At 40.0% G+C, this 11,760-nt stretch carries 8 protein-coding genes; 5 read left to right on the forward strand and 3 right to left on the reverse strand.

The window, feature by feature from the left end:
- Positions 1-620 (forward strand): YadA family autotransporter adhesin (locus V6W77_RS10760; RefSeq protein WP_334254625.1); only part of this gene is annotated, 620 nt, incomplete at its 5' end.
- 129 nt (positions 621-749) lie between these two features.
- Here the strand turns inward: V6W77_RS10760 and panF are convergent.
- From panF to metJ, 3 genes are read right to left on the reverse strand one after another with little or no spacing between them, the layout of a single operon-like run.
- Complete coding sequence (gene panF / locus V6W77_RS10765) at positions 750-2,171, reverse strand: sodium/pantothenate symporter (protein WP_334254626.1); 1,422 nt, start codon at positions 2,169-2,171, stop codon at positions 750-752.
- A complete protein-coding gene (locus tag V6W77_RS10770) occupies positions 2,164-2,394 on the reverse strand; it encodes a YhdT family protein (RefSeq protein ID WP_038643848.1) in 231 nt (76 codons plus the stop codon). Before V6W77_RS10770 ends, panF begins: the two co-directional genes overlap by 8 nt.
- Before the next feature lie 49 nt (positions 2,395-2,443).
- Complete coding sequence (gene metJ, locus V6W77_RS10775) at positions 2,444-2,761, reverse strand: met regulon transcriptional regulator MetJ (protein WP_025235216.1); 318 nt, start codon at positions 2,759-2,761, stop codon at positions 2,444-2,446.
- Positions 2,762-2,917: 156 nt separating this feature from the next.
- Between metJ and V6W77_RS10780 the strand changes: the two genes are divergently transcribed.
- From V6W77_RS10780 to V6W77_RS10795, 4 genes are all read left to right on the forward strand, one after another.
- On the forward strand, positions 2,918-3,673 hold the full coding sequence (locus V6W77_RS10780; RefSeq protein ID WP_025235217.1) for an MlaA family lipoprotein: 756 nt from the start codon (positions 2,918-2,920) through the stop codon (positions 3,671-3,673).
- Positions 3,674-3,752: 79 nt separating this feature from the next.
- Positions 3,753-5,117, forward strand: coding sequence for a UDP-N-acetylmuramate:L-alanyl-gamma-D-glutamyl-meso-diaminopimelate ligase (gene mpl, locus V6W77_RS10785; protein WP_334254627.1), 1,365 nt, complete (start codon positions 3,753-3,755; stop codon positions 5,115-5,117).
- A 161-nt stretch (positions 5,118-5,278) separates the two neighbouring features.
- A complete protein-coding gene (locus V6W77_RS10790) occupies positions 5,279-6,268 on the forward strand; it encodes a virulence RhuM family protein (RefSeq protein ID WP_334254628.1) in 990 nt (329 codons plus the stop codon).
- A gap of 406 nt (positions 6,269-6,674) precedes the next feature.
- Positions 6,675-11,760: ESPR-type extended signal peptide-containing protein (locus V6W77_RS10795; RefSeq protein WP_334254629.1), on the forward strand; the 5,086-nt coding region annotated here is incomplete at its 3' end.

Raw genomic sequence — 11,760 nt, forward strand, 5'->3', positions numbered from 1 at the left:
CAGTAAACGGTAGTCAGTTGTACAATGTTATCCAAAACACGGGCTGGGATTTAATGGTTGATGGTAATGTTGCAGAAAACACCGGATCAACTCGAGTAGCTAACAATGGTAAAGCGACTATTAAAGGTGGCAATAATATTGTTGTTTCACGCAAAGGTTCAGAAGTAACGGTTGCAACATCAATGAAACCAACGTTTGATACAGTAACTGCTAACGAAGTGAAAGTAGGCGATGTAACTATCAATAACAACGGTATTAATGCTGGTAATAAACAGATTACTAACGTTGCAGATGGTGTGAAAGATACTGATGCGGTGAATGTAAGACAGTTAAAACAAGTGAAAAACGATGTTACTAACATTAATAACAAAGTTGATAAACTTGATAAACGTGTACGTGGTATCGGTGCAAGCTCAGCAGCAGCGGCTTCATTACCACAAGTTTACATTCCGGGTAAATCAATGGTCGCAGCAGCTGGTGGTACTTATAGTGGTGCTTCTGCAGTGGCAGTTGGTTACTCAAGAGCAAGTGATAATGGTAAGCTTATCTTGAAACTTCAAGGTACTGCGAACAGTCAAGGAAACTTCTCCGCAGGTGCAGGTGTTGGTTACCAATGGTAATAAGATTTAGCTAATATGCTAATATAATAATTAAAGCCCCTTTCTAATCAGAAAGGGGCTTTGTTTTTATGCTATTAGCTCTGTAGAGATGAACTGAGATTGTCGAACTATTTTTTAGAGAAGCATTGTTTATTTTCGAGATAGCTTATTACCAATAATAAACGCAACCAACCCAATTACTAGTGAAGGCACAATAGCGTGGAAGCTGAAAATAGTGATCTTAAATGTTGTCATCACAATATAACTACTTAATCCTGCCAACATTGAGCAAATTGCCCCTGTGGCATTCGCTTTTTCCCAATAAAGCCCTAATACAATAACCCAAAGGAATGTGGCTTCTAAACCGCCTAAAGAGAGCAAGTTGAGCCAAATCAACATATCGGGTGGATTAAGGGCTGCAAATACTAAAAACACCGTGAATGTGAGAGTAGTAATGGTGGAGAATAATTTAATTTTTTTCTCGTTATTAATTGCATTTGGTTTGATAGCTAAATAGAGATCTTTGATCAAGGTTGATGAAGATTGGATCAGCATTGAATCAATAGATGACATAATAGCTGCCATTGGTGCAGCTAAGAAAATACCTGCAACCATTGGAGGAAGTACTTGCACCATTAAGGTTGGGATCACCTGATCCGGCACTTTTAGATCAGGCACAACCGCTCTACCTAACACACCAGAAAGGTGCATACCAAACATCAAAATCGCAATGACGATAGTGCCAATAATCATCGCTTTATGTAGAGCTTGGCTGTCTTTATACGCCATACTTCTCACTGCAATATGTGGTAAACCGACTAAGCCAAAGCAAACTAACACCCAAAATGAAGCCATAAAGGTGAGATCAAGTGGGCGTTCATCAATACCGTAAGGGGTAGTAAGTTGCGGATTAATTGCTTCAAGCGTATTCATCGCATTTTCTATTCCACCAGCGGCATAAATTACCCCACCGAGTAGAATAGTTGTTCCTACCATCATTACTAAACCTTGAATGGTATCGGTTAAAACAACAGCTCTAAATCCGCCGATAAAGGTATAAAGCCCTACAGTAATAGCAAAGATAATCACGGCAGTCTGGTAAGGAATGCCGAGAGTTGTTTCAAGTAAACGCCCTGCACCAATAAATTGCACCGCCATCATTGCAAAAAAGGAGAGTAGTAAGGCGAAGCCTGCAATCCATACCACAAATTTATTTTGATAGCGGGCAAGCAACATATCATTAATGGTTACGCTATTATGTTTACGGGAAAGTAAGGCAAATTTTTTACCTAATACACCTAAAGAAAATAGCACGGCAGGCACTTGAATCATCGCCAGTAATACCCAGCCTAAGCCATATTTATACGCAGCACCCGGTCCGCCAATAAATGAACTTGCCCCAACGTAAGTTGCAGCAGTTGTCATTGCCAGTACAAAGCCCGACATTGAACGACCGCCGATATAATATTCGGAGATAAAACTACCACCTTGACGCTGACGATATGCATAAAAAGCCACACCAAATACAAAAAGCAGATAGGCAATGAGCGGTAAGATCATTTCATTATTCATTATGTACCTCAAGATCGATATTTTTATAGATTTTTTTAACCACAATAATTGCTATTAGAGTGAAGATAATAGGTAAAAAAATACAAGAAAGCTCAAACCAAATCGGAAAGCCGAAAATACCTCTGCCTTGTGGCGAAAAATAAGCAAAACCTATCCACCCTAAAATATAGAGTAGTGTGAGCAAGATTGCCCAGCGAGCCTCTCTGGCTAATTGTTGATACATAATTTCTCCTTAAATTCCATAAAAAGAACCTCGCTGACGCGAGGTGGTTTTAATATTGCCATTCATCAGGATCAATCCCCAACTCACGCATTTTCTGCTTTGCTGCTTCAGGGATCTCATCAGCCCTATCCTTCATTAAATCGTCATCGTTTGGCAAAGGTTGCCCTGTAAAGGCGTGTAAAAAAGCCTCACATAATAATTCGCTATTGGTAGCGTGGCGAAGGTTTTTAATTTGGCGGCGTGTGCGTTCATTGGTTAAAATTTCCAATACTTTAATTGGAATTGACACCGTTACTTTTTTCACTTGTTCGCTTTTTTTGCCGTGTTCTGCATAGGGGCTGATGTATTCACCGTTCCAGTCTGCCATTTAATACTCCTTATGATTTGTTCGTATTGTAATCAAAAGCGAGGCATATAACAATCTAGACGTCTGGATTTCTAAAGGAAATCGTATTTTATTTTGTATTGTATTTTTAATGAACTCCGTTAAAATGACCTCAATTTATTCCTAAAAGGTAAACTTATGAAATTATCATCATTAAAACAACTTTTTGTTGTACTCGGCGTTGCGGTTTTAACCGCTTGTTCTTCAAGCATTAATCCTGAAACAGGTGTGCGTGATGACCCATTAGAGGGCTTCAACCGTGCAATGTGGAAAGTAAACTACGATTATTTAGATCCTTATGTGTTAAAACCTGTTGCAAAAGGCTGGAAAGACTACGTGCCAAGCCCAGTGAAAACAGGTTTAGTGAATGTAGCAAATAACCTTGATGAACCTGTCAGTTTTGTTAATCGACTATTAGAAGGTGAGGGCAAGAAAGCAATGGTTCACTTCAACCGCTTCTGGATCAACAGTATCTTCGGCTTAGGCGGTTTAATTGACTGGGCGAGCTTAGATGACGGCTTACGTTTAAATAACGGACAGCGTAGCTTAGGCGAAAGTTTAGGGGCAAATGGCGTGCCTTCCGGCTCTTATGTTATGTTACCTGCTTATGGAGCAACAACACCACGTCAAGGCATCGGTAGTGCGGTAGAAACGAGCTATTCCGTACTGACTTATGTAGGCACACCTTGGTCGGTTGCAAAATATGTGGTGCAGGGTATTGATACCCGCTCTAAATTATTGGAGCAAGATGCATTGTTAAAACAAGCACAAGATCCGTATGTAACCTTCCGTGAAGCCTACTTCCAAAACTTAGAATTTAAAGTAAAAGATGGCAGTGTTGAGCAAAATCAACAAGAGCAACTGTCTGAAGAAGAATTGAAAAATATTGATTAATTGATTAACTATACAAGCGGTTCTTTTTTGCAAAAAATTTGTAAAAAACGACCGCTTGTGCACTTTTAAATAGATGAAAATGAAAAAACATATCCACATTTTAGGTATTTGCGGCACTTTTATGGGTGGTGTCGCAATGATCGCTCGTGAACTTGGTTATAAAGTTACAGGGTCAGACACCAATGTTTACCCGCCGATGAGTACCTTTTTAGAATCTCACGGCATTGAAATTATCCCGAATTACGATGTAGCCCAATTGCAGCCGGCTCCTGATTTGGTGGTAATCGGAAATGCGATGAGTCGTGGTAATCCGTGCGTCGAATATGTGTTGGATAACCAACTGAATTACACCTCCGGACCACAATGGTTACACGATCATTTATTAAAAGATAAATGGGTGCTTGCTGTTTCCGGCACGCACGGCAAAACCACTACAACAGGAATGTTGGCGTGGATTTTAGACCAAAACGGCATTGATACAGGCTTTTTAATCGGCGGAGTGGCGGGCAATTTCGGCATTTCTGCCCGTGCAGGCAATAGCAAATTCTTTGTAATTGAAGCGGACGAATACGATTCCGCCTTCTTCGATAAACGATCTAAGTTTGTGCATTACACGCCGAAAACGCTGATTATCAATAATTTGGAATTTGACCACGCTGATATTTTTGATGACTTAAAAGCGATTCAACGCCAATTTCACCACTTAGTCAGAACGATGCCACAAAGCGGCTGTATTTTATCGGCAATTGCGGATAAAAACGTACAAGATACGCTCAAAATGGGCAGCTATAGCCAATTACAATTTATTGGCGAACAAAATGAATGGTTTGCTAAGCCATTGAATGCCGATTGTTCACAATTTGAAGTGTTTCATTTAGGTGATAAAAAAGGCGAAGTACATTGGTCGGTTATCGGCAAACACAATATGCACAATGCTCTAATGGCAATTGCAGCCGCTCATCACGCAGGTGTTGAGGTTGAAAAGGCGTGTAACGCATTAGGCTCATTTATTAACGCTAACCGCCGCTTGGAAGTCAAAGGCGAAGTAAACGGCATTACCGTTTATGATGACTTCGCCCACCACCCAACGGCGATTGAAGCTACCATTGATGCCTTACGTGGCAAAGTCGGGCAGAACCAACGTATTTTAGCGGTACTAGAGCCGCGTTCTAATACAATGAAAATGGGCGTGCATAAAGATGAAATTGCCCCAAGCCTACACGATGCTCAAGCGGTATTTGTTTATCAGCCCGATATTATTGCGTGGAGTGTGAGTGAGATTACCAATGCGTTATCACAACCAGCCTATTGGTCAGCAAATATTGATGATTTAGTGGAACGAGTTGCTAACGAAGCCAAACCAAGCGATCATATTTTAGTGATGAGCAACGGAGCTTTTGGCGGCATTCATCAAAAACTCCTTGCCAAATTAGCGGATAAATAACCTTTTACAAGCGGTAAATTTTTCACAAAATTTTACCGCTTGTTTGTATAACTCCTCTATTTTTGTGATCTGCATCGAAAAAATCAAAATCATTTCTGGATATTTATACATATTTTATTGAAAATAACAGCTAATATTTCCAGCAATAAGCAGAATAAAATATGAACGATTTAATTATTTATAATACTGAAGATGGTAAAAGCAATGTAGCCTTGTTAGTGGTTGAAAATGAGGCTTGGCTAACACAAAGTCAGCTCGCAGAACTTTTTGACACCTCTGTTCAAAATATAGCCGAGCATATTAAAAATATATTAAAAGACAATGAGTTAGATGAAAATTCAGTTATCAAGGATTATTTGATAACTGCCCAAGATGGTAAAAATTATCAAGTAAAACACTACTCATTGGCAATGATTTTAGCAATAGGTTTTCGTGTGCGTAGCCCAAGAGGGGTGCAATTTAGAAAATGGGCGAATACCACATTACGCTCTTATCTGGATAAAGGCTTTTTGGTGGATACTGAACGGCTAAAAAATCCTCAAGGACGGTTAGATTATTTTGATGAATTGCTCGAGCAAATTCGGGAAATTCGAGCCAGTGAGTTGCGTTTTTATCAAAAAGTACGAGAGCTATTTAAGCTATCTAGCGATTACGATAAAACAGATAAAAATACGCAAATGTTCTTTGCAGAAACGCAAAATAAGCTGATTTACGCAATTACTAAACAAACGGCAGCCGAACTTATTTGCCAACGAGCTGATGCAACAAAAGCTAATATGGGTTTAACCGGTTGGAAAGGTAAAATTGTACGCAAAGGGGATATTATTACCGCTAAAAATTACTTAAATAATGACGAATTAGATTCTTTAAATCGTATAGTGATGATTTTCCTTGAGAGTGCAGAATTAAGAGTGAAAAATAATCAAGATTTAACACTAGGTTTTTGGCGAAGAAATGTAGATATGTTGATTGAGTTTAACGGTTTTCCTGTGTTAGAAAATGGTGGAACGATTACGCATAAACAAATGGAAAGCTTTGCTAGAGAACAATATGAAAAATTTGATACTCAGCGTAAATATCTAAAACAGCAGGAAGCGGAGCTTGAAGATCTCAAAGAACTAGAACAGTTAGAAAAAGGATTAAAACAGTAAAATACAAGCGGTAAATTTTTCACAAAATTTTACCGCTTGTAACCTTATTTTCTATACCTCTCATCAGTCAGCGTATGTAAAAACGCTTCTAATGCCTGAATGGTTTTATCTGCTAAATTATTAGTATTGTTATCTGATAGTTTCACTCTCTGGTTGTATTTCGTTTCTGTTTTTAATCAAAGAACAGTTAGATAGTAAATTTAACTCCTAAAAAATGATTTTTAACTATTTGAATTTATTAATATTTTTATGAACAAAAATAGATATTATCTATCTTTACAATTAATTTACTCTTTTCTAAATTGCTATACAGACAGCCTAATCATTAATCTATATAATGCGTCCCATTTAAGTAGTAATGTTGCAGCTTGAATATTTCACATATAAACCTTATTAGGGATTCTTAATGAATAAAATTTTTAAAATTGTTTTTAACAAAGAAACGGGTGTATTTACCGCAGTGGCTGAATTTGCCAAAGCACAGGGCAAATCATCTTCTTGTACAGTCGGCTCTAAAAGCTCAAGATTTGTTGCACAAACGTTCACTTTAACTGCATTAGCAGCGGGGATGATGCTATCATCATCAGTATGGGCTTACTCATCTCTGAATGGTCGTGTTACAGGTGGAGATGCTGATAAAACGCTTGCTATGATGGATAATGCCGTTGTGCAAGCGAGCGAAGGTATTGCTATTGGTAACGGAGCTATATCTTACTCCAATTCTTCAGGTCAGGCAGCTCAAAACGTAGCTCTTGGTCATGAAGCAAAAGCGATTACAGGTGGTGTAGCTATTGGCTATCAAGCTAATACATTAAATAGCTCCGGGCAAAGAGGCGAGAATCAGCAGTCAGTTGCTATCGGTTATCAAACCGTTGCTTCGGGTGATCAATCAACTGCTTTAGGTGCTCAAGCAAAGGCTGCCGGTAATTCGTCTGTTGCAATTGGTGGTGATGATTTAGACAAAGTAGCTAGTTCTCAACCCCCGGTTTGGAACAATCAAACTCTTACGGCTGAACAAGCTAAAGCTTTTAATAATACGGCTGCTGCTAAAAAATATGAGCAATTGACTGGTGATATTTTAGTACACTTTGAAAATAGCCTTGTGGGTGGAAATCAGGTAACTAGAACGCCAGGTATGCCTAATCGTTACACAGGAACTGAAGCTGGAGAGGGTTCAGTTGCTGTTGGTGTGCAATCTCAAGCTAAGGGAGCGTTGGCAACAGCCTTTGGTACCCGTACTTCAGCTAGCGGTACTGCTTCTGTGGCATTAGGTGTAGGTGCATTAGCTACTAAAGATGGTTCATTTGCTGGTGCTGCCGGTGCTCAATCGACAGGAATATCATCTATTGCATTAGGTACTGGTTCTAAAGCTCAAGGCAATCAATCTCTTGCTATGGGTGATAGTGCCCAAGCGACAGCTGATAATGCCTATGCTATTGGTACAGACGCAAAGGCAACAGAAGTAGGTGCTATTGCTCAGGGTCTAACAGCGAATGCAAGTGCCGTTTCAGCTATCTCTATCGGTCGTGAAACGAACGCCACTAAAGAAAATGCTGTAGCATTAAGCCGCCTTGCAAATGCAACAGGCGAAGCAGCCAATGCAATTGGTTTCAGATCAGAAGCTCACGGGACTAACTCTGTTGCACTAGGTACTCAGACAGTAGCAGCTGCAGGAGCGACAGCAGCTGTGGCTATCGGTGAACAAGCGAATGCAAGCAATACCAAATCGATTGCTATCGGTGCTGCATCGAAAAGTAGTGGTGATAAATCTATCGCTGTGGGCGACTCAGCCAATGCGACTAACACGCACTCATTTGCAATGGGTGGTCAGTCATTATCAACGGGTACAAATGCTGTGGCTGTTGGCTCTAACACTAAAGCAACCGGTAACTTCTCTACTGCCATCTCAAACAATGCTAACGCATCAGCTCATCAATCATTAGCTGTGGGTGTAGATTCTGTAGCATCTAAAACTTATGCAACAGCAATTGGTTCTTCTGCTAAAGCAATGGGTACCGGTAGTTATGCGGGCGGTCGTGAAGCCAATGCAACTGCAGATTATGCCATCGCAGTTGGTAACAAGGCATCATCAGCTGCTAATGGTTCTATCGCTATTGGTAATGAATCAAGCGTAATATCAACTGGTACTAACTCTGTTGCATTAGGTTACAAGGCATCAGCGACTCAGCAGAGCAGTACTTCACTAGGGCGTGAAGCAACTACCGCGTCAAACTATAGTACCGCAGTAGGTGCTAATGCAAACGTTGGCGAAAATTTAATTGGTGCGGTGGCATTAGGTACATTCTCTACTGCTCAAGCCGGTGTTAGCACAAATGAAGCAACAGTAAATGGCATTACCTATAGTGGTTTTGCAGGTAATAGTATTCTGCACAGATCTGGCACAGAAAGCTATGTTGTATCGGTGGGTGATGCGAATACAAAACGCCAAATTCAAAATGTCGCAGCAGGTCAAATTACGAACACCTCGACTGATGCAATTAACGGTTCACAGCTTTATATGGTGGCTGATGAAGTTGCGAAATCAAGAGAGAAAGTAACTTCAGATGATAAAACTGTTACGGTAAAAGAATCAAAAGACTCAAGTAGTTCAACTGTATTTGATTTGTCTATCAACAAATCAAAACTACAAGTACGCCAGCCAGCAGATGACTTTGTATATCCAGATGCCGTTGTTGTTGAGGCAGCTACAGGCAAAGTATTTGCTCCGAATGAAGAGCCAGCCCCAACATTCGTAACCGCTGATGTACTGGCTAATACCGTTGCTAACTCAGGCTTTAGAGTAGCAGGTAACGGCACAGCCACCGAAGAAGTCGTGAATCCAGGCGACACCGTAAACTTCGTAGATGGTAATGGCACAAAAGCAACCGCTTCAGTAGTTGATGGTAAAAATACAGTTAAATATGATGTAAAAGTTGATAACAACACCATCAAAGTAGGCACAGACGGTAACCTAACGGTTAATACCGATGCTCTGCCAAAAGCAGAAACACCGAAAAACTACTTCCATACCAATGCTACAGGTCAAGTTCAAACAGGTAATGATACCAACTTAGATAATGTTGATGGAATTGGTGGGGCTAAAGGTGTAAATGCATTAGCAGCGGGTATCAATGCACAAGCTAATAAACAAGGTGATATGGCGATTGGTACTGGGGCAGTAGCAGATGGTTTCGATACTAATCCAGATGCTACGAACTCAGGTTCTGCTATGGCTATTGGTACAAATGCTAAAGCGAATGGCTTTGTAAGTATGGCATTAGGTGAAGAATCGAATGCGACTAAAAATGGTGCATTAGCTGTAGGTAGTAAAGCTAAAGCAACAGAGGGCAGTGCTGTTGCTCTAGGACGTGGTGCAGTTTCTTCAGGTGAATCAGCAACAGCTTTAGGTGCAAGTTCAACTGCTGCTGCTAAATTTAGTATTGCATCAGGTGTTCAATCTCAGGCAGTTGGTATTCAGTCTATTGCTTTAGGTCGTGCATCAGTTTCTGGTTCACAAACAGCTACAGATACAATCGCTATTGGTTCTTCATCAAAAGCTACTGAAACAAATGGTATTGCGATCGGTACATCTACTGTAGTAAGCGTAGTTGATGGTGTTGCGTTAGGTAGTAAATCAGTTGCAAGTACAGACAAAGGTATCGTTGGTGCTAACCCATTAGATGCAAATAAAGATGAATCTCCAGCTTGGAAATCAACGGCAGCAGCTGTGTCTGTGGGCGACGTAGGTAATGGTATTACACGACAAATTACCTCTGTAGCAGCAGGTACAGAAGATACTGATGCGGTAAACGTAGCACAATTAAAAGCAGTAGCGAATGCAGCTAGAACGAAAGTGGTTGAAGGCGATAATATCGACGTTAGTGAAAGTAAAAATGATGATGGTAGTATTACTTATACTGTAGCAACTAAGAAAGATTTAGTGGTTGATAGCGTTAAAGCTGGCGATACTACAATCAATAATGAAGGCTTAAAAGTTGGCGATGTAACCGTAACTAACTCGCCGATTACCGTAAATGGCGATACTGTTAATAACATTAATGAAGCTATTAACAAAACGGCAGAACAAGCATTTAAACCATTAACTTTCGGTGGCGATAAAGGTAACGATGTAACTCGTAAACTGGGCGAAAAAGTAAATGTTAAGGGTGGAGCGACTGGCGAGCTTTCTAGTGGCAATATTGCTGTTGAAGCAGACGGTACAGATACGTTAAACATTAAATTAGCTAAAGAGCTTAAAGATATCAATAGTATCACTATCAATAATGGTCCAACTATTAATAATAATGGTATTAATATGGACGGCGATAAGATCACTAATCTTAAAGATGGTGAAGATGATGGTGATGCAGTAAATGTTAAGCAATTAAAAGAATCTAAAGAAACGGTTATTTCTAAAGATAATTCAATCAAAGTAACTACAGGCAAAAATGCTAATGGTGCAAATGAATTTGACTTATCTGTGAATAAGACTGAGTTAAAAGATGATAACAAAGATGGTAAAGTTGATGCCCCTTCAAATGAAGATGGCGACAAATTAGTAGATGCTAAAACAGTTGCTGATGCAATCAACAATTCTGGCTTTAAATTAACAACTTCTGCAAGTGCAGGGGAAGTATCTGGCACAACAGAAGAGTTAATTAACCCGGGCGATATCGTAACGATTGATGCAGGTAACAACATTAAAGTTACCCAAGCTGCAGGTAAAATTACGGTTGAAACTAAAGATAACGTAACTTTCGGTGAGAAAGGTGAAGACGGTAAACCAGGTAAAGACGGTTCTGTTGGTGTAAACGGTAAAGACGGTTCAGCTGTTACCCTTAACGGTAAAGATGGTTCTATCGGCTTAAACGGCAAAGACGGTAAAGATGGTTTAACCTTTAAATCAGAAGCTGGTCCGCAAGGCGTGAACGGCGATAAAGGTGAAAACGGTTTACCGGGTAAAGATGGTACAACTCGTATTGTTTACCAACCAACTAATCCGGACGGTACACCAAATGGCGAGCCGGAGCAGGTTGCAACCTTAAACGATGGTTTAATCTTTACCGGTAATAACGAAGCGTTAAACCGCCACAAATTAAACACAGTCGTGAAAATTGTGGGTGATGGTGTTGATAAAGCAGCTTCGGATAGCTTCAAATCAGCTGTAGGTAATATTAATGTAGTTGCAGATAAGAACGACACATTAACCATTCAGTTAAATAAAGATCTGAAAGATATTGATAGTATTACGGTAAATAACGGTCCGACTATCAATGGCGACGGTATCAATATGAACGGCGATACCATTACCAATCTTGGGGATGGTAAAGAAGATGGTGATGCAGTAAATGTTAAGCAAATGAAAGCAAGCCGTACAACGGTAACTTCAAGTGATAACAGCATCAGTGTTGTAGATACTAATAATGGTAAGGGTGATAACTTTGCTTACGACATCAAAGTAAATAATCAAGCGGTTGTTGAGAATGCTCAAA

The organism is Mannheimia indoligenes, assembly GCF_036880405.1.
GTDB classification, from domain to species: domain Bacteria; phylum Pseudomonadota; class Gammaproteobacteria; order Enterobacterales; family Pasteurellaceae; genus Mannheimia; species Mannheimia indoligenes.

Bases quoted from the DNA above. Each gene is read 5' to 3' on its own strand.
- V6W77_RS10780 (WP_025235217.1), top strand. From the start codon at position 2,918: ATGAAATTATCATCATTAAAACAACTTTTTGTTGTACTCGGCGTTGCG.
- panF (WP_334254626.1), bottom strand. From the start codon at position 2,171: ATGAATAATGAAATGATCTTACCGCTCATTGCCTATCTGCTTTTTGTA.
- V6W77_RS10790 (WP_334254628.1), top strand. From the start codon at position 5,279: ATGAACGATTTAATTATTTATAATACTGAAGATGGTAAAAGCAATGTA.
- metJ (WP_025235216.1), bottom strand. From the start codon at position 2,761: ATGGCAGACTGGAACGGTGAATACATCAGCCCCTATGCAGAACACGGC.
- mpl (WP_334254627.1), top strand. From the start codon at position 3,753: ATGAAAAAACATATCCACATTTTAGGTATTTGCGGCACTTTTATGGGT.
- V6W77_RS10770 (WP_038643848.1), bottom strand. From the start codon at position 2,394: ATGTATCAACAATTAGCCAGAGAGGCTCGCTGGGCAATCTTGCTCACA.